Source organism: Halomonas qaidamensis (assembly GCF_025917315.1).
GTDB lineage: Bacteria > Pseudomonadota > Gammaproteobacteria > Pseudomonadales > Halomonadaceae > Vreelandella > Vreelandella qaidamensis.
The window spans coordinates 1,007,392-1,025,857 of sequence record NZ_CP080627.1; the positions used below are offsets into that span (position 1 = coordinate 1,007,392).

General features: G+C 51.2%; 13 protein-coding genes and 2 tRNA genes. 10 read left to right on the forward strand and 5 right to left on the reverse strand.

Going from position 1 to position 18,466, the window contains the following annotated elements; all coding sequences use genetic code 11:
• Positions 1-65 precede the first annotated feature (65 nt).
• The 4 genes from K1Y77_RS04730 (at position 66) to K1Y77_RS04745 (ending at position 7,708) form a co-directional block, all read left to right on the forward strand.
• Positions 66-1,334: an efflux RND transporter periplasmic adaptor subunit gene (locus tag K1Y77_RS04730; RefSeq protein ID WP_264430593.1), complete on the forward strand. Its 1,269-nt coding sequence runs from the start codon at positions 66-68 to the stop codon at positions 1,332-1,334.
• Positions 1,334-4,531, forward strand: a complete 3,198-nt coding sequence (locus tag K1Y77_RS04735; RefSeq protein WP_264430594.1) for an efflux RND transporter permease subunit — start codon at positions 1,334-1,336, stop codon at positions 4,529-4,531. The genes K1Y77_RS04730 and K1Y77_RS04735 overlap by 1 nt, the downstream gene beginning before the upstream one ends.
• A 231-nt stretch (positions 4,532-4,762) precedes the next feature.
• On the forward strand, positions 4,763-6,784 hold the full coding sequence (locus tag K1Y77_RS04740) for an oleate hydratase (protein ID WP_264430596.1): 2,022 nt from the start codon (positions 4,763-4,765) through the stop codon (positions 6,782-6,784).
• A 246-nt stretch (positions 6,785-7,030) separates the two neighbouring features.
• On the forward strand, positions 7,031-7,708 hold the full coding sequence (locus tag K1Y77_RS04745; RefSeq protein ID WP_404813842.1) for a hypothetical protein: 678 nt from the start codon (positions 7,031-7,033) through the stop codon (positions 7,706-7,708).
• Positions 7,709-7,718: 10 nt separating this feature from the next.
• On the opposite strand, the gene K1Y77_RS04750 is transcribed toward K1Y77_RS04745, so the two are convergent.
• Positions 7,719-8,651: an alpha/beta fold hydrolase gene (locus K1Y77_RS04750; protein ID WP_264430598.1), complete on the reverse strand. Its 933-nt coding sequence runs from the start codon at positions 8,649-8,651 to the stop codon at positions 7,719-7,721.
• Between the two features lie 62 nt (positions 8,652-8,713).
• Positions 8,714-9,325, reverse strand: a complete 612-nt coding sequence (locus K1Y77_RS04755) for a TetR family transcriptional regulator (RefSeq protein WP_030070118.1) — start codon at positions 9,323-9,325, stop codon at positions 8,714-8,716.
• A 205-nt stretch (positions 9,326-9,530) separates the two neighbouring features.
• Here K1Y77_RS04755 and K1Y77_RS04760 point away from each other — a divergent pair, with 205 nt between their 5' ends.
• Positions 9,531-10,562: a succinylglutamate desuccinylase/aspartoacylase family protein gene (locus K1Y77_RS04760; protein ID WP_030070119.1), complete on the forward strand. Its 1,032-nt coding sequence runs from the start codon at positions 9,531-9,533 to the stop codon at positions 10,560-10,562.
• 233 nt (positions 10,563-10,795) lie between these two features.
• Positions 10,796-12,250, forward strand: coding sequence for a catalase (locus K1Y77_RS04765; RefSeq protein ID WP_264430600.1), 1,455 nt, complete (start codon positions 10,796-10,798; stop codon positions 12,248-12,250).
• A 75-nt stretch (positions 12,251-12,325) separates the two neighbouring features.
• Here the strand turns inward: K1Y77_RS04765 and dusA are convergent, their stop codons facing one another.
• Positions 12,326-13,354, reverse strand: coding sequence for a tRNA dihydrouridine(20/20a) synthase DusA (dusA, locus tag K1Y77_RS04770; protein WP_030070121.1), 1,029 nt, complete (start codon positions 13,352-13,354; stop codon positions 12,326-12,328).
• Positions 13,355-13,755: 401 nt separating this feature from the next.
• Between dusA and K1Y77_RS04775 the strand changes: the two genes are divergently transcribed.
• The gene (locus K1Y77_RS04775; protein ID WP_264018607.1) at positions 13,756-14,328 is read left to right on the forward strand and encodes a hypothetical protein; all 573 of its coding nucleotides are present in this window, start codon (positions 13,756-13,758) and stop codon (positions 14,326-14,328) included.
• A gap of 21 nt (positions 14,329-14,349) precedes the next feature.
• Here the strand turns inward: K1Y77_RS04775 and K1Y77_RS04780 are convergent, their stop codons facing one another.
• Positions 14,350-14,874, reverse strand: coding sequence for a helix-turn-helix domain-containing protein (locus tag K1Y77_RS04780; RefSeq protein WP_030070123.1), 525 nt, complete (start codon positions 14,872-14,874; stop codon positions 14,350-14,352).
• A 302-nt stretch (positions 14,875-15,176) separates the two neighbouring features.
• Here K1Y77_RS04780 and gltX point away from each other — a divergent pair, with 302 nt between their 5' ends.
• The 3 genes from gltX (at position 15,177) to K1Y77_RS04795 (ending at position 17,054) form a co-directional block, all read left to right on the forward strand.
• Positions 15,177-16,655: a glutamate--tRNA ligase gene (gltX, locus tag K1Y77_RS04785; protein ID WP_264430603.1), complete on the forward strand. Its 1,479-nt coding sequence runs from the start codon at positions 15,177-15,179 to the stop codon at positions 16,653-16,655.
• Positions 16,656-16,819: 164 nt separating this feature from the next.
• Positions 16,820-16,895, forward strand: a tRNA-Ala gene (locus tag K1Y77_RS04790).
• An 83-nt stretch (positions 16,896-16,978) separates the two neighbouring features.
• Positions 16,979-17,054: transfer RNA gene (locus tag K1Y77_RS04795), tRNA-Glu, on the forward strand.
• Between the two features lie 420 nt (positions 17,055-17,474).
• On the opposite strand, the gene K1Y77_RS04800 is transcribed toward K1Y77_RS04795, so the two are convergent.
• Positions 17,475-18,356: an NAD(P)-dependent oxidoreductase gene (locus K1Y77_RS04800; protein WP_264430605.1), complete on the reverse strand. Its 882-nt coding sequence runs from the start codon at positions 18,354-18,356 to the stop codon at positions 17,475-17,477.
• Positions 18,357-18,466: the final 110 nt, after the last annotated feature.

The window sequence follows — 18,466 nt, forward strand, 5'->3', positions numbered from 1 at the left end:
GTTAAATCAATCGAGCGCTGTGCTGCTATCCGTCAATGTTGAAAAGAAGAATGGGAAACCGATGTATGAAGAAGACGATTCACTCAGGTCGAGCGAGTCTAGTGACGCTGATAGCTGCACTGGCGCTAGCCGCATGCGGTCAGGAGCAGCCTCAGGAACAGCAGGCTGGTCAGCAGGAAGCGCCGCCTTATGCGGTAGAAGTTGCTGAAATTGCACGTCAGGATATTCCGCTAGATAAATCGTATCCGTCGCTGCTGCGCAGCGATAGTGAAGTCACGTTGGTGGCGCGGGTAAACGGGTTCCTGGAAGAGCGCCATTTTGAGCCTGGACAATTGGTAGAACAGGGTGATCGGCTCTATACCATTGAGCCAGATCTCTACCAAGCAACGGTTAATCAGCGTGAGGCTGACTTACAAAGTGCGCGCGCTGAGTTGGCACGTGCCCAGCGCGATGCGCAGCGCTTTGAGCAGCTGTTAAGCCAAAACTCGGTGAGTCGTCAGCAGTATGATCAAGCACTGGCTGACCAGCGGGTTGCCCAAGCCAGTGTAGCTCAAGCAGAAGCTGCCTTAACCAGCGCTAACCTTGATTTAGGCTATTCAAACGTCACTGCTCCCGTGTCTGGCATGATCAGCTTAAGCCAAATAAATGTAGGTAACTTAGTGACGCCAGGGACTGAACTGGCCACTATCACGCCGCTTGATCCCCTTGAAGTACGTTTTCAGCTACCCCAGCGGGATGCCTTTGAACTGCGTCGTCAACTGGGAGAGCGCGGGAGCGCATCAGACATTACCGCCCGGTTGAGTGTGCCAGGGCAAACTAACGGCGATAACACAGAGCTTGAAGGCCGCCTGAACTTTCTTGGTTCCCGAGTTGATACCGGCACCAGCACGGTGCAAGCGTCAGCAACGTTTGCCAACCCCGATGGCGCGGTGTTGCCTGGTCAGTTCGTGCGGGTTCGTATTGAAGGCTTGAAGCGCTTTGATGTGTTGGCCGTGCCAGAAATTGCCGTTACTCAGGGTTTAATGGGGCCGCAGGTCTTTATTGTTGATGATGACAATAAAGCTCGCGAGCGTACGGTTCAGCTCGGAGAAGTGGCTGGCCCATGGCAGATCATTCGTGATGGTCTTTCTGCTGGCGAGCGCGTTGTTGTTGGTGACCCTGCTGGTTTAGAGCCAGGCAGGGCAATTGACCCTCAGCCGTTTGAGGGTAGCGCTGGCGCTATTGTCGAAGAAGCAGAGCAGGAAGAGGCTCAGCAAGAAGCCGAGCAGGCAGAGGCAATGCAGGAAGGGGAGGCTGACGCACAGCCTGCAGAAGAGGAAGAGGGCGCGCAATAATGAACTTTTCCAACTTCTTTATCAGCCGACCGATCTTCGCTACCGTTTTGGCGATTATCTTGACGCTGGTAGGTACGATGGCAATGCGAATATTGCCGATTGAGCAGTATCCCAGCGTTGTACCTCCCACGGTGTCGGTGCAGGCTCAGTTCCCTGGGGCAGATGCTGAAACAGTGGCGCAGACCGTCGCAGCACCACTTGCTGAGGCCATCAATGGTGTTGAGGACATGTTGTATATGACCTCAAACAGCGCTGATAACGGCACCATGAGTCTGAGTGTCGCCTTTAATATCGGCACGGATGGTGACATCAACACCATCAACGTGAACAACCGAGTGCAGGGCGCACTTTCACAGCTACCCGAGGCGGTACAATCGCAAGGGGTAACGGTCGAGTTACGCTCCGACTCTATTTTGATGCTTGTTGCCTTGACGTCACCCAGCGGTGACTACAGCAAGATCTACATGCAGAACTATGCCACATTAAATATCTTAGATGAGCTACGCCAAGTGCCCGGTGTAGGTAATGCCGAAGTGTTAGGCGGCGGTGAGTTTGCGATGCGGGTGTGGATGGATCCCGACAAGCTCGCTCAGTACGACCTGACGCCCAGTGAAGTGGCCAGCGCTATTCGCGCGCAGAATACCGAGATCCCTGCGGGTAACTTAGCGGCAACGCCACAAAGCGAACCGCGCGCTTATACCTACACGATTACCGCCGGTGGTCGTTTGTCGGGCACCGATGATTTTCGCAATATCTTTCTGCGCACCAATCCAGACGGCTCTTCGCTACGTTTAGAAGATGTGGCGCGGATTGAGCTGGGTGCGTCGTTTTATGGCGTGGATGCTCGTTTAAACGGCGCCACGATGACGCCCATTATTATTAACCAGCAGCCGGGTGCCAACGCGTTGGAAACCGCTGATGCGGTACGCACTACCATGGAAGAGCTTGCCGGGCGCTTCCCGCCAGGGCTTGAATATGTAACGCCTTACGACACCACGTTGTTTATTGATGCCTCTGTAGAAACCGTATTAAAGACCTTTATCGAAGCGTTTCTGATCGTTATCGTTATTCTGTTTATCTTCTTGCAGAACTGGCGTTTTACAGTCATTGCTATGTCAGTCGTGCCGGTGTCGGTTATCGGCACCTTTGCAGGCTTCTACTTGTTTGGCTTCTCCATCAACCTGCTTACGTTGTTTGCCTTGGTGCTGTCGATAGGCATCGTAGTGGATGACGCGATACTGGTGGTTGAAAACGTCGAACGGGTACTGAGCGAAGAAGATGATATTTCGGTGCGTGATGCGACCATTCGTGCGATGAAAGAAGTGGGCGGCCCGGTTATTGCCACGTCGCTGATTATGGCGGCGGTATTTGTGCCGGTGGCATTTCTGGGTGGTTTTACCGGCCAAATTTATCAGCAGTTTGCGATTACCGTGGCGATATCAGTGGCGCTTTCAGCGCTAATGGCACTGACCTTTACCCCCGCGCTCTCGGCTATCTTCATTAAGCATAACCTGCATAAAACGAAACAGTCTGCGTTCCGGCGAGCGATTACCACGCCGCTGCGCCTATTTGACCGTTTCTTCGCTGGTTTTACCGCCGCGTATATGTGGTTCGTGAAAAAGCTGGTGCGCTTCTGGGTGTTAGCGCTCGCGCTAACCGTGGCGGTCGGTGCTGGTTCTTACTGGCTCTACGCGAATACGCCTTCCACGCTTGTACCTGAAACTGACCAAGGTATCGTACTGGTCAGTGTTTCATTGCCCGATGCCGCGTCACTTAGCCGAACCCAAGCCTATATGGCTGAACTTAGTTCACAGATAGAAGATATTCCTGGCGTTGAGTACTCTTCTGCGGTCGCAGGCTATGACATTTTGTCGAGCGCGGTTAATACCGCTCGTGGCATCATGTTTATCAACATGAAAACCTGGGCTGAGCGAGAGCTAACAGCAAATGAGCTGGTCGGCCGTATTATGCAGCTGGGCGCGAGTATTGATGGTGGTTCGGCGATGGCGTTTAACGTGCCGCCGATAATGGGGCTTTCTACAACGGGTGGTTTCACTGGCTACTTGCAATCATTTGAGGGCGCTTCCACGCGTGAGCTTTATCAAGCGTCCTTGCAAATTATGCAGGCAGCGAACCAACACCCAGCATTAAGTCGCGTATTCACGACGTTTAATGTCAATGTGCCTTCTTACCGTGCGGAGATTGACCAGCAAAAAGCACTCAGTTATGGCGTTGCGCTTGAGAATATCAACTCAGCGCTTGCCAATACCTTCGGTAATGGGTTTGTTAACTTCTTTAGTTACCAAAACCGCAATTTCCAGGTCTACTTACAGAACGAAGATGAATTCCGTAAAACACCGGATGATGTCAGCAGCGTTTATGTGCGTAGTGGCAATGGCGATCGCATACCGCTTTCCGAGTTCGTCACGCTTGAACGCCAAACGGGTCCGGCGGTTGTATCCCGCTTCGGTGTTTATGCAGGTGCTCAGTTCCAAGGTAACCCAGCTCCAGGCTACAGTTCTGCCCAGGCGATTGAAGCCATGGAAGAAGTGGTTCAGGAAACGTTAGGCAGAAACTGGGGCATGGGCTGGACAGGAACAGCGTACCAAGAGTCTAACCTTGGCAATACCGCCGTACTTGCCATCGTGTTTGGTATCCTGATGGTGTTCTTAATCCTGGCGGCTCAGTACGAAAGCTGGTCGCTACCGCTCGCAGTGTTGACGGCTACGCCATTCGCTTTCCTAGGGGGGATCGGCGGCATTGTGCTACGAGGGTTAGATACCAGTGTGTACGTACAGATTGGGATGTTGGTGGTGGTCGGCTTGGCTGCCAAAAACGCGATATTAATCGTTGAGTTTGCTGAGCTACAGCGCAAAGAGCAGGGTAAGTCGATTCGTGAAGCAGCGATTACTGCTGCGGAGCTTCGCTTCCGCCCTATTGTGATGACGTCACTTGCCTTTATCTTCGGCACCTTGCCGTTGGCACTGGCTACTGGCGCGAGTGATGTGAGTAGTCACCACATAGGTACCACCGTTGCAGTGGGTATGGCGTCTGTCGCAACCCTGGGAAGCCTGTTTATTCCCAGCTTCTACGCCATGATTGCCACGGTTTCCGACTGGCTCTATCGTAAACGCCATCCTGACCAAGAGCGAGATAGTCGCAACGGACAGGCAGCGGTAGGTCACGATCAGCCGTAACGCTGTTTAGTCATTGGCGAACGGGCACCATGTGAACATGGTGCCCGTTTTTTTATAGTGGCCATTTTGTTGTCGACCTAAATGGCTTAATTGCCGGTAGCGCTAGTGGAAACAATTAATATTGCTAATTTTTCGAATTTTTACATTAGTTATTTATGGTTTTTTAGAGGCTGTTAGGTTTTTTAAACTACACTTTATTGATAGTAATTGCCCAGAAAAGGATAGCTATCAATGAGCAACTCTAACCCTTCAAAAATATCTGGTTCAAAGCTGAAAGCTCATATTGACGCCCTCGAGAAGCAGCCTCTCGATATTACGCCAGACGCCTCATCAAGACACTTGCATAACGGTATCGACACGCCATTTCCACCCGCCGATTTGCATGGCAGCTATACCAACAACCGGCCACTTCCGACCGAGGGTATTGAGCAGCGTCACGCCTGGATCGTTGGTGGCGGTATTGCTGGGTTGTCTGCTGCTTTCTTCCTGATTCGTGACGGTCATATGCCCGCTGGCAATATCACTTTCCTAGAGGAGCAGAGCATAGAGGGCGGCTCGTTGGATGGTGCTGGTAACGCGGAAGAAGGCTATATCGTGCGCGGAGGCCGTGAAATGGAGATGACCTACCAGAACTTCTGGGACGTCTTCTCGGAAATACCGGCGCTTGAGTTGCCGCCGCCTTTTACTGTGCTAGATGAGTACCGCATTGTAAATGACGCTGACAAAAACTGGTCAAAAGCGCGCCTGTTGGAAAAGCAAGGCCAGATCAAAGATTTTTCCACCATGAACCTCACCAAACGCCAGCAGCTGGAAGTCATCAAGCTACTGCTAGCGCGTAAAGAGGATCTGGATGATGTCACTGTAGAGCAGTGGTTTAGTGAAGGTTTCCTAGACACTAATTTCTATACCTTCTGGCGCACCATGTTTGCCTTCCAAAACTGGCATTCAGTGCTCGAAATGAAGCTATATATGCATCGCTTCCTGCACCTGATGGATGGCCTTAACGACATGACGTCATTGGTATTTCCAAAGTACAACCAGTACGACAGTTTTGTTCGACCACTGATGAGTTGGCTGAAGGATCAGGGTGTAAAGATTGAGTACGATACGGTTGTCGAAAACCTAGGCATGGAGACTCAGGACGGCGGCAGTAGAACCGTCACCACCATTCAGTGTCACGGTAGTAACGGCGGTAAAGCCATCACGGTCGGTCCCCGCGACTTGGTGTTCGTCACCACGGGTTCGATGACCGAAGATACTGCTTATGGCGATGATGACACCGTTCCACAGCTGAAAGATAAAGGGCAGGCTGGCGTGGGATCAGGTTGGCAACTGTGGAAGAATCTCGCAGAAAAATCTGACATTTTTGGGAAGCCAGAAAAGTTCTGCGGGGACGTTCCGCGTTCTACCTGGGAGTCTGTAACGCTTACCTGTAAACCATCGCCTTTGATGGATAAGCTTAAGGAATTGTCGGTTAACGATCCTTATTCAGGGTTCACAGCCACCGGTGGGATTATTACCTTTACAGACTCTTCCTGGTTAATGAGCTTTACCTGCAATCGCCAGCCGCACTTCCCCGACCAGCCCGACGATGTGATTGTGCTGTGGACATACGCCTTGTTGATGGACAAGCCCGGCGACTATGTCAAAAAGCCAATGCCAGCGTGCACCGGCAAAGAAGTGTTGACTGAAATGTGCTACCACCTTGGTTTGATTGATCAAGTTGATGCCATAGTAGCCGCTACCAAAACCCGTATCGCGCTAATGCCCTATATCACCGCTCAATTTATGCCAAGAGCTAAGGGAGATCGCCCTGAGGTGGTTCCTGAAGGCTGCACCAACCTGGCCTGTATGGGTCAGTTTGTAGAAACCCATAACGATGTTGTGTTCACGCTGGAAAGTTCGGTGAGAACAGCCCGTATTGGCGTCTACAGCTTACTTGGGCTTAAAAAACAGGTGCCGGATATCTATCCTGGTCAATACGACGTGCGTCGTTTGCTGCGAGCTACCCGCACCTTGAACAGCGACGACGCGTTTATAGGCGAAGGTGTATTACGCCGTCTACTGGGTGGGACCTACTTTGAAAATGTACTGCCGCTTGGTGCAGATGAAACCCCCGATGATCTTCACCACCATGGACGATTGGATCACCAGCTTCAGGCTATTCGTAGCTTAATAGGCGACAATCATACTCTTGACGACGTTAAAAGCCGGCTTCAGGAGCTAAGGGATAAGCTGCGTGGGCGTCGCTGATTTACGCTCATTTATATTAATTATTTACTATTTCCCGCTCACCGCCATCGCGCGGTGAGTAGGGGACGCCTTTCGCATAAAGCTCACGGCTGAACTTTCGACTGTTAAGTGATGGGCATCAAGTTAGCTAAACACATAAACGCGTAAGGTGGTCTACGCTAAAAGAGATCGCTGTTTTTAGCTTGTGCTAATAAAGATAACATCAAGCGAAAACATCACCAGGCTTTGTCTGGAGGAGAATACGCCATGATTCACTCGCTTGTTTCCGCTGCACTGCAATTTCCTACGATCGTTTTTACCCTCTTATTGGCTTTGACAGCACTCTACTGGTTACTGGTGTTAATTAGGCTTGCACCGCTTGAGCTGTTTGAGCGCGATAGCCTGCGCGACGACCACATGGCCAGCACACTTGTGTCGTTAGGCTTTGCAGGTGTACCCGCCACGCTTGCGCTAAGTATTTTGGTACTTTTTGCGGGGGTAATTTCGCTCGCTATTGAGCTACTGGCCCTGCGCTGGTTATCGCTGGGTATGTTGAGAGTGCCTGTCGGCGTGCTTGTACTGTGGGTATCATTTGCGGTTGCGTCGCCGATTGCGGCGGCCGTGTGCCACTCAGTGCAACGCGCGCTTCATCGCTATCAGCCGTTCAATCGTCGCTGTTTATTAGGCGCTACTGTCGTTGTTTCTGAACGCCAGAATGATGAATACGCCTCGGCTCAGCTGGAAAATGAACCCAGCAGTGCTGTTAGGTTGCACTGTAAAGCAGGAGACTGCCCACAAACGGGCGAGCGCCGGGTGCTAGTGAAATATCTTGCCGACGAAGGCGCATACCGTAGTGTGATTGAGCAGCAATATCTCGATACGCGCGTTCGTGTGAATAAGCTGCGCTTGCACCGCAAACATCATTCAAATGGCTATTCCACCTAGTGGGTGTTGTTTAGCCAAATAGCCGCCGCCACTGTTTAACAATCCACTGTGCAATAGGAAGCGACGTAGAAGGAGCACTTGCTGGTTTGCTGGAGGTGAAAGCGCTCAGTGGCGTATCGAGAAACTGACGAAGCGGTGTGACTTGTTCGGGATGATTCAGCATAGGAGCATGGCCGCAGCCTGGGGCGGTGAAGGTGACCAAGCCAGGTTGTACCTCTTTCATTCTAGGCAGCGTTTCGGCATCCAGTAGCGTTGATTCAGCACCTCGAATTACCATCACAGGGCAGTGAATGTTCGCCCAATCTGCCCATGTGTCTCGTGGTGTGTCATGGATAAACTGCTCACCAATGCGTGGATCAAAGTGGTAAGTCCAACACCCATCTGGTAGCCGCCGAGCGCTGCCAAGTGCTAATGCCCGCCACTCAGCGTCACTGATGATCCCAAAGCTTGCGTAGTGCTGCATCAGTTCTTTTTGTAGATCCACAAAGCTCGTAAAGCGATGGGTTAGGCTGAAATAGCTGGAGAGTGCGATGAGTCCCTCTTTATTCAGTTCAGGCCCAACATCATTGAGGATAAGTCTAGAAATCCGTTGGCTATGCGTTTTATCGGCAGCGAGCAGCATGCCCAGTAGCCCTCCCATGGACGTGCCCAGCCAGTCGACTTGCTTTAACTGGAAATGATCTAAAATAGCGATCGCCACCGTCATATAGTGGCTGTAAAGATAGTCGTGGGCAGGAAACAGTGACCAGCTGGAAAGACCGCGACCAGGCGTATCCGGCGCAAGAATACGCCAGTCGCTGCCTAGCTGGTGTGCAAGTGCCTCGAAGTCGCCGCCGTGACGCGCAAGGCCATGCCACGCAATCAGCGTGCGCGGTGCGCTGGGGTTCCAAATACGAACAGCAATATCAAGTTCGCGGACACGAACAAATTCCAATGCATCCATAACATAATCCTATGCTGACAATGCGCTCAGTATAGGTGTATTGCTGCATTGCAGCGAGATGGTTAGCGCTGCATCATGGTGATTAAGGTATCGATAAGTTCACCGCCACGCTCACGTAGCGAGAAAGACTCAGGATTACGCAGCCAGTCGTGGAACAAACCACCCAGTGCTGCTTGCATCAGCCGGGTTGCCACCTCTGGGGACAGATCATCGCGTAGTAACTGCTGCTGCTGGGCCAGTTGAAAGACCAACAGCATTTCGTCGAAACACTCATCAGCGATTTCATCTTGCATCTGAATCGGATTAATATCGCTAAAGAATTCGCAGCGATGCAGAAGAATCGACAAAATGCGCTGATGAGATGGCTGTTCCAAACGGTTAAGCCCAGCATGGCAAGCAAGCTGAATAGCGGTAAGTGGCGAGAGGGTAGGGTCAGCGTTGTTGACCTCTTCCATTAAGGATTGGAAAGGCATGCGGACACGCTCCACCAACGCCATAAATAAGTCGCCTTTATTTTTAAAATGCCAATAAACGGCACCCCGCGTCAGATTAGCATGACGGGCAATTTGCTCCAGCGATGTGCGAGCTACGCCTTTTGCGAAAAACACTTCTTCAGCCGCATCCAACAGCGCTTCGCGAGTTGCAGCAGCCTCCGCTTTGGTTTTTCTTGCCATAAAAACGTAACCTCAATAAGTGACACGGGATAGTCACATTTTACCGTATGTGCATCACTTTTTACATTCAAAACTGTATGGTTAATTGTTTTAGCTCATAACCTAGGTTAGTAAAGTCGTTATTTCAGTGAAAGACGTATAAGATTTGTTTGGAAACGCTGTTTCGAAATGAAACCGTCATTACCCACGTTATAGGGATTTCAGCATGGCGCGAGCACCTTTTATTTTGGCAGGGCACACTGTAATGCCTGGCCAACGCTTACAAATAGATGTGCCTGTGGCACGCCTATACACCCACACACAGCTGCATATTCCGGTTGAGGTCGTGCATGGGCGTAAAGATGGCCCGGTCATGTTGGTGTGTGGTGGCATTCATGGTGATGAAATTAATGGGGTAGAGATTGTTCGTCGTTTGCTGCGTTCCAAGGCAATTAACAGCTTGCGCGGTACGTTAATTGCGGTACCCGTGGTGAATGTCTTCGGTTTTTTACAGCAAACGCGCTATTTGCCAGACCGCCGCGATTTGAACCGCTGTTTCCCGGGCAGTGAAAAGGGCTCGTTAGGTGGGCGCATTGCGGCGCTATTCCGCGATGAAATTGTCGATCACGCCACGCATATTATCGACTTGCATACCGGTGCTATTCACCGTACCAACCTTCCGCAGATTCGTGCCCAGCTCCAGCCAGGCAGTGAAACGGAGCGCATGGCCGATGCATTTGGCGCGCCCGTAGTGCTTAATGCAGAGCTCCGTGAAGGTAGTTTGCGCCACTATGCGCAAAACCGTGGTATCCCTGTGCTGACTTATGAAGCGGGTGAGGCGCTACGTTTTGATGAGTGGGCAATTGCCCCCGGCGTGCGTGGTGTTTTACGAGTTATGCGACGTTTAGGCATGCTAGCGGGCGAGCAGCGTCGCCGCTCGCCAATGCCTGCGGAACTTGCCAATGGCTCTAGCTGGGCGCGGGCACCTATCGACGGCATCTTACGACCCAAAGTGCGCCTAGGTGCCCGGGTGGCAAAAGGCGAAGTGCTCGGTAAAGTGGCTGACCCGTTTGGTAACGATGAGGGCGAAGTGCTCTCCATGGCCGATGGTATTGTGATTGGTATGAGTCGATTGCCGCTAGCGAACGAAGGTGAAGCGCTTTATCACATTGCCCGCTTTGATGAGATTGAGGAAGCTGAGACAGCCATTGAGAATTTTCAATCAAGCCTAACGCCTCAGCCTGATGCGATGTATTGATACGATGTATTGATGCGTGTTTTTGGTGCGAGATTAAAGTTATTGATTCAATATTATAGTTAAAAACTATTAACTCAATAGCAAAAGAAGCCGGATCACAAATGGCGTGATGCAGATGAGTTGGCTATACCTGTGGGGTAGCCGCTTTAGCTTAGATTAATATAGATCGTTAAAGGCGGCTTTTTCCAGTGGTACAGATCGTGCCATGTCGAATGTGACAAGGAGGAAGTGTTATGAGCCGTGATAGCCAGCACCCCACTACGAACGAATCAGGTATTCCGGTTTCAAGCGACGAGCATGCGCTTTCGGTAGGGCCTGATGGCCCCATTGTTATGCACGATCACTATTTGATGGAGCAAATGGCGGCGTTTAACCGTGAAATGATTCCTGACCGCCAGCCACACGCAAAGGGGAGTGGTGCCTTTGGACACTTTGAGGTAACTAACGATGTTAGCTCCTACACCAAAGCCAAGTTTCTACAACCGGGCACCAAGACTGACGTATTGATCCGCTTTTCAACTGTAGCAGGGGAGAGCGGCAGCCCTGACACATGGCGCGACCCCCGGGGTTTCTCGATTAAGTTTTATACCGAAGAAGGTAACTTCGACATGGTGGGTAACAATACCCCTGTGTTTTTCGTCCGCGATCCGATGAAATTCCAGCACTTTATCCATTCGCAAAAACGCCGTGCGGATAATGGCCTGCGCGACCACGATATGCAGTGGGATTTCTGGACACTAGCGCCTGAGTCAGCTCACCAAGTGGCATGGTTGATGGGTGATCGAGGTGTGCCAGCCACATGGCGGCATATGAACGGTTACTCCAGCCACACCTATATGTGGGTAAATGCTGAAGGTGAACGGTTTTGGGTGAAGTATCACTTCAAAACTGATCAAGGCATTAAATGCATGACCCAAGAGCAGGCGGATCAAATGGCCGGCAGTGATGCGGATTATCATCGTCGTGACTTGTTCGAGGCCATAAAGCGGGGCGACTATCCTACGTGGACGCTCAAGATGCAGATTATGCCGTTTGAGGATGCCAAAACGTATCGCGTTAACCCCTTCGATCTGACCAAGGTGTGGTCTCATAAGGACTACCCATTAATCGAAGTCGGTAAGCTGACGCTTGATCGTAATCCTACGGATTTTCATAGCGAAATTGAGCAAGCGGCATTTGAGCCTAATAACATGGTGCCAGGTACCGGTTTATCACCGGACAAGATGCTATTGGCACGCTCTATCTCTTATGCTGACGCGCACCGTGCCCGCTTGGGTGTGAACTACAGGCATATCCCCGTGAATACCCCAAAGTGCCCCGTACATAGCTATAGCCAAGGTGGCGCGATGCGTATTCGACACGCTACCGATCCGGTGTATACGCCCAATAGCAAAGGCGGGCCGAAAGCCGATGCTCAGCGTTACCCAGAAGATGCGGTGTGGTCGACTGACGGAAAGTTTGTGCGCGCGGCCTATACGCTGAGAAAAGATGATGACGACTGGAGCCAAGCTCATGCGCTAGTGCGTGAAGTAATGGATAATACCCAGCGTGATCGCTTAGTATCGAACGTGGTAGGACACTTATCCGGTGGCGTTACTGAGCCTGTATTAGCACGTGCCTTTGAATATTGGCGCAATATTGATCAAGAAATCGGCGAGCGCATTGAGCAGGGCGTTCGCAATCCATAGCGGTGTTTGACGCCTAGCGCGCTCAACGCCGCTAGGCGTCGTCTCAACTGTCGCTAACTGCAGCCCATAGCCGAACTAGGTCGTGGGCTGTAGTGCTTCCGGGGTCTCTGTTTCGGGTTCGCGAACTAAACTAAGCGCTTCATCGAAAAGCCGCAGGCCTGCGTCCTCTTTATGGGCATGTTCAGATAAGTGGCGTCGGAAACGCCTACCCCCTGGGCAGCCCTGAAATAACCCCAGCAAATGGCGGGTAATGTGATTCAACTTGGCCCCTTCATCCAACCGCTGCTGAATATAGGGGCGAAATGCGTTAGCCGCTTCCAGGCGCGTGCGTGCTGGTCCTGCTTCACCAAACAGCTGCTCATCCACCCCGGCGAGTAGCCACGGGTTTTGGTATGCCTCGCGGCCCACCATCACACTGTCTACGTGCTCAAGCTGTGCTTTGCACTCGGCAAGGGTTTTGATCCCCCCGTTAATGCCAATATGCAGCTCTGGATGGCTTTGCTTCAAACGGTGCACGCGGGGATAGTTAAGGGGCGGCACATCCCGGTTCTGCTTAGGTGACAAACCCTGCAGCCACGCCTTTCGCGCGTGAACGGTAAAGACGTTGCAACCTGCCGCCGCCACGATCTCAATAAACCGCGCCAGGTCAGCATCTTCATCCTGATCGTCAATCCCGATACGGCACTTCACCGTGACCGGAATCGACACTACCGCTTGCATAGCTTTCACCGCTGCCGCTACTTTTTCAGGGTAGCCCATCAAACAAGCGCCAATCATATTGTTCTGCACTCGGTCGCTGGGGCAGCCGACATTCAGATTGACCTCGTCGTACCCCCACGCCTCGGCAATCGCCGCGCACTCAGCAAGCTCGCCCGCATCGCTGCCACCCAACTGCAATGCAATCGGATGCTCAACATCGCTGTAACCCAAAAAGCGCTCACGTGGCGTTCCATGCAAAATGGCACCAGTGGTCACCATCTCGGTGTACAGCAATGTCCGCTTGGTTAACGTGCGTGCAAACGCGCGATAATCGCGAGTTGTCCAATCCATCATGGGGGCCACAGAAAACAGACGGGCAGCATCTGCTGGGCTTGTTTTAGTCATATCAATCACTTGCATCATGCGATGCGGTATAAGCCTGTCGTAATTGCTTAGCAGCAAGGGGAGTAGTTGGCGAGCGATTGTACGCAAAAAGCGGGTTTGAGTACAAAGCAAGTCCCCGAAATCACCGTCATTCAGTTTATGTATGACGCTAGGTAGGTGGTCTCGTGTCGCTGGCTAGCGTTAGCGATGTTTCTGGCAGTCGGTCGGTGCAGTGTTTTATTCTGATATTTCAGGCAGATTAGCGACGAAATGATGAGGTGTTTTTCGTTTGCCGTGCTATTGGCGTTTAGTTTTTGTATAACTCTTGTGAGCCTTGCAGCACTTTGCTTCTTTTGCGGTCTAATTCAATGTGATGAGGGCTAGGCAGTGGTAAGCTGATATTTCGTTGTTGAGGAGTCTCTATGCATAAGACACTAGGTGGTATCAGTTTTGTGTTGGTGAGTGTGTTACTGCTGGCTGGCTGTGGTAGTCAGGAAGAAGAGTCGCCCTCAGAGCCGGTCGTTGAAACGCCTAGCCCACAGGAAAGCGCCGAACCAAAAGAGGTGATTGATCCTCTTGTCGTAGCTATTTCGACTAAGGCCTCTCTGCGCTCTGATCGTCGTTTAATGGTAGAAGGCGAAACCAATTTGCCGGAAGGTGCCCTTATCCAGGTAACCATTGAGCGTGAGATAAGTCGTGTTCGTTGGCAGGCGCGCACCAATGTTTTGGACGGGAAGTTTAATGCTGGCCCCTTTGGCTCTGGCAGCGGGTTGCCAGATGGAAGATATATGGTGAGGGTTCAGCTTTCAGAAGCATCTGTGCAGCCTAGTTCGGTGCAGGCGCGCATTGGCAATGAAGGAGAGCACTTAGCTGGCGAGCTGGTTACCCAGACTCGCCATGGACTAGGGCAGGTGGCCACCTATTCGCGCAGCTTCTTAGTGGGCAGTGAACCAAGGCGTACGCGCGATCAGGTGGACGTGGTTGAAGAAATGTAGGATGTGGGGAGATAAGATGCTTTAGGCAGGAGACCAGTGTGCTAGCAGTACCGCATGTATGGTGGTATCACTGGGCGCTTTAGCAAAGTGCTCAATAACATAACCTTGTTCACGCTGGATCAGATAATGGCCAGCTTTATGAAATACATGGGTAGGGCCTAATAGCACTAAGTCGCCTACTGACACCGGAGAGAAATCCGTTTCTTGGCCGGGAGTTGCCAGTACGCAGGGGGCTTTCCAGTCAATCTTTAGCGGCAGATGATGTGGTACCGTCATTGTGGTTGCCTGAACCTGTTCCCAGGGGAGGGGGCCGGTATGTGTCAGGGTTAGCAATGGGGGAGCACTGTCACCTTCTAAAAGAGTCGCTAAAGAGCAATCAAGGGCATCAGCGAGCGCAACAAGACGTTCATGGCCGATTTGTTTGATAGCTCCGGATTCCCAATAAGAAATGGTGACATCTGATACGCCTACTTTACGTGCAAGGGCAGCTTTGTTGAGCTTGGCCCGAAGCCGCAGTTGCTTGATACGTGAGCCTAGCGATTCCATTTTATATTCCTATCAATGAGCCAAATAAGCTCGTTTAATGTACTTCCACCTTACTCGGCGGCGTTCTTTACATACTGAAATCGCGAAGCGTTTTCAAGTATGAACACGAATCATAGGTACTTCGCCATACTAAGTGATTGTGCTTTAACGCGCATCTTCCTATCTGTGAGCTTTTTCCTATCCGTGAGCTTTCAGCTCTCGATCAGACGCTTTTAAGTCAAACTCGTTCCCTGCAAGATACTGTTGGTTGCACTAAGGGTGCGTATAATGCCGTGACGCTTTATTGCCAAAAGGACATCTTGATGACCGTACGTACTCGTATCGCGCCTTCTCCGACGGGTGACCCGCATGTAGGAACTGCCTATATTGCGCTATTTAATTTCTGTTTTGCGCGCCAACATGGCGGCCAGTTCATTCTGCGTATTGAAGACACCGATCGGGTTCGCTCTACCGCTGAATCAGAACAGATGATTTTAGATTCTTTACGTTGGCTTGGCCTAGAGTGGGATGAAGGCCCTGATGTGGGTGGCCCGCATGGTCCGTATCGGCAAAGCGAGCGTGGTGATATCTACGCTCAGTACGCTCAGCAGCTTATGGATTCAGGGCATGCCTTTAAGTGTTACCGCACCAGTGAAGAGTTGGATGAACTGAGAGAAGCGCGCAAAGCGGCCGGTATGCACTTGGCCTTGAAGCCAGTTGACCTAGCGTTGGCCCCAGATGAGCAAGCTCGTCGTGAGCAGGAAGGCTGGCCTTATGTCGTTCGTATGAAGGTGCCGAGTACAGGCGTTTGTGTGGTGAACGATATGTTGCGCGGCACAATCGAAGTTGAATGGGCGCAAGTTGATGCTCAAATTCTGCTGAAGTCAGATGGCATGCCTACCTATCACTTGGCCAACGTGGTTGATGATCACTTGATGAACATTACCCATGTGTTGCGCGGCGAAGAGTGGATTAACTCAGCGCCGAAGCATCAGCTGCTATATGAATACTTCGGTTGGGATATGCCGCAGCTGTGCCACATGCCGCTTCTGCGTAATCCTGATAAGTCTAAGCTCTCCAAGCGGAAAAATCCGACGTCGATTAACTACTATCGTCGGATGGGCTTTTTGCCTCAGGCCGTCACCAATTATTTGGGCCGCATGGGCTGGTCGATGCCCGATGAGCGCGAGAAATTTAGCCTGTCAGAGATGATGGCTGAGTTTGATGTTCAACGGGTATCGTTGGGTGGGCCGGTATTTGATCTTGAAAAGCTGACGTGGTTGAACGGCGTCTATATTCGTGAAGATTTAGATGACGACGCGCTGCTTCGTGCACTTCGCGAGTGGGCATTCAATGAGGAGTATGTGAAGCAAATATTGCCTCAGGTACGTCCTCGTGTGGAAACGCTTTCCCAAGTGATTCCGCTAGCTGGGCATTTTTTCTCTGGCCTGCCTGCGCTAACGGAAGACGACTTTGATAGCGTGAAGCTTGAAAAAGAAGAACTCGTCAAATTACTGCAGTTCTTAGTGTGGCGCTTTGAAGCGGTGCCTGCTTGGCATAAAGAGGCGTTATTGGCTGAGGTCAAAGTGCTGGCTGAGCATTTTGATATTAAAATGAAGGGCTTCCTTGCCCCTGTCTTTATTGCTATTACAGGCAGTACGTCAAGCACGTCGGTAATGGATGCCATGGCGATCTTGGGGTCAGACGTAACACGAGCACGGCTGCGCAGTGCGATTGAGGTATTGGGTGGCGTTTCCAAGAAGCAGGCCAAGCGCTTCGAAAAAGAGTTTCGTGAGCTGTAGACGGTAACGCGAGATGCGGATGGTAACGACAGGGATAGTGAGAGCATAAGAAATAAAGAAGGTGCGATCTGCATGTTACTGCTATGTTTTTGCACCGCTGGTATCGAATAGGCTTGACGAAGGCGGGCGTAATCAGTACTATACGCTCCGTCTTCAAGACATGTGGGGCCTTAGCTCAGCTGGGAGAGCGCAACACTGGCAGTGTTGAGGTCAGCGGTTCGATCCCGCTAGGCTCCACCAATATTGAAAACTCCGATCATTAATTCTTATGAAGAGATTTTCTATATAGCGTCTAAAGACCGTATTGTTATCAGGTTAATAACGTCCCATTCGTCTAGTGGTCTAGGACACCGCCCTTTCACGGCGGTAACAGGGGTTCGAACCCCCTATGGGACGCCACCTCCTACTTCCCTCGTTATTTTTTTCAAATCTGCTTTTAGAAAAAAATTCTTAAAATACGCATTTTAATTAAAGGCAATGGCGCAGCCCATCTGTCGGTTTTTGCGTTCCTATCGCTAACGTCGCTACCTGAAATCGCGTCTATTTCGATCGTTTTTTGATGATTTTGTGCTTGACTTGTCCACTTTTGCAGGTTTGTGAAAGGGGTTGTGCACAACCTCGCATTATCACTTCAAAAAATCAGTGATTTAGCATAAACCATTTTAAATCAACAAGTTATGTTAGGTTAAAAAATGACCAATTTAAGGCTAGGTCACTGTTCATGGCGATTGTGGGACGTTTTGTAGTGGTTGTGAACAGGGTTATCCACAGATAGTGTGGAAAACCCTTTTCAAGATCGAGGAGTTTAAATGTCAAGCGTTATTCTGGCTTTTGTAGGCGCTTTAATAGCGACGAAGTGTCCCAACGGCCGCCATCCATGCGTTGTACATCTGCATAAAATTGATCAACAAGTGCGGTAACAGGCAGCGTGGCATTCAATCGGCGAGCTTGTTCTAAACATATCCCTAAATCTTTACGCATCCAGTCCACAGCGAAACCATGATTGTACTCGTTGGCAATCATTGTTTTGTGGCGGTTTTCCATTTGCCATGAACCGGCAGCACCCTTAGAAACCACATCGATTACTTGTTGCTGATCAAGACCTGCTTGTTCGGCGAAGTGCAAGCCTTCAGCAAGCCCCTGCACCAAGCCAGCAATGCAGATTTGGTTGACCATCTTGGTCAGTTGGCCGCTGCTGGCACTGCCCATCAGTGTGACGGCGCGAGCATAGTGGTTGAGAATCGGCTGCACGGCATCAAAATGTGCTTGCTCGCCACCGCACATAATTGTCAGGGCACCATTTTCAGCCCCTTGCTGTCCGCCGGACACAGGAGCGTCTAAAAAGCCAACGCCTTGTTCACGGCAGACGGTATCTAGTTCTAGGGCTAGGTCTGCAGAAGCAGTGGTGTGGTCGATGAGGAAGGAGCCGGTTGTCATGCTGCTCAAAACGCCGTCGGTGCCGGTCGTTACTTGCCTGACGTCATCGTCATTCCCAACGCATACCAATACAAGGTCGGCGCCTTCGGCGGCTTCTCTAGGGGTGGCGTGGGCGGTGCCGCCATGCTCTTTTGCCCAGGCATCGGCTTTGCTGCTGGTGCGGTTGTAAACACGCGTTGTTAAGCCTTGTTGGGCGAGGTGGCCTGCCATGGGGTAGCCCATAACGCCGAGGCCAATAAAGGCAACCGTGGTGATTGTTCGCATAGAGCACCTTGTTAGTGAAGGGTGTAACAAAGAAAAGTGGATTTACGATAAGCAAAAGGCCACCCATGGGGTGGCCTTTTATTATCCTAGTGACGCTGCGTTGTTATTGC

Excerpts from the sequence above, each read along its gene's own strand:
- K1Y77_RS04730 (WP_264430593.1), top strand. The coding sequence starts at position 66 with ATGAAGAAGACGATTCACTCAGGTCGAGCGAGTCTAGTGACGCTGATA.
- K1Y77_RS04735 (WP_264430594.1), top strand. The coding sequence starts at position 1,334 with ATGAACTTTTCCAACTTCTTTATCAGCCGACCGATCTTCGCTACCGTT.
- K1Y77_RS04740 (WP_264430596.1), top strand. The coding sequence starts at position 4,763 with ATGAGCAACTCTAACCCTTCAAAAATATCTGGTTCAAAGCTGAAAGCT.
- K1Y77_RS04745 (WP_404813842.1), top strand. The coding sequence starts at position 7,031 with ATGATTCACTCGCTTGTTTCCGCTGCACTGCAATTTCCTACGATCGTT.
- K1Y77_RS04750 (WP_264430598.1), bottom strand. The coding sequence starts at position 8,651 with ATGGATGCATTGGAATTTGTTCGTGTCCGCGAACTTGATATTGCTGTT.
- K1Y77_RS04755 (WP_030070118.1), bottom strand. The coding sequence starts at position 9,325 with ATGGCAAGAAAAACCAAAGCGGAGGCTGCTGCAACTCGCGAAGCGCTG.
- K1Y77_RS04760 (WP_030070119.1), top strand. The coding sequence starts at position 9,531 with ATGGCGCGAGCACCTTTTATTTTGGCAGGGCACACTGTAATGCCTGGC.
- K1Y77_RS04765 (WP_264430600.1), top strand. The coding sequence starts at position 10,796 with ATGAGCCGTGATAGCCAGCACCCCACTACGAACGAATCAGGTATTCCG.
- dusA (WP_030070121.1), bottom strand. The coding sequence starts at position 13,354 with ATGACTAAAACAAGCCCAGCAGATGCTGCCCGTCTGTTTTCTGTGGCC.
- K1Y77_RS04775 (WP_264018607.1), top strand. The coding sequence starts at position 13,756 with ATGCATAAGACACTAGGTGGTATCAGTTTTGTGTTGGTGAGTGTGTTA.
- K1Y77_RS04780 (WP_030070123.1), bottom strand. The coding sequence starts at position 14,874 with ATGGAATCGCTAGGCTCACGTATCAAGCAACTGCGGCTTCGGGCCAAG.
- gltX (WP_264430603.1), top strand. The coding sequence starts at position 15,177 with ATGACCGTACGTACTCGTATCGCGCCTTCTCCGACGGGTGACCCGCAT.
- K1Y77_RS04800 (WP_264430605.1), bottom strand. The coding sequence starts at position 18,356 with ATGCGAACAATCACCACGGTTGCCTTTATTGGCCTCGGCGTTATGGGC.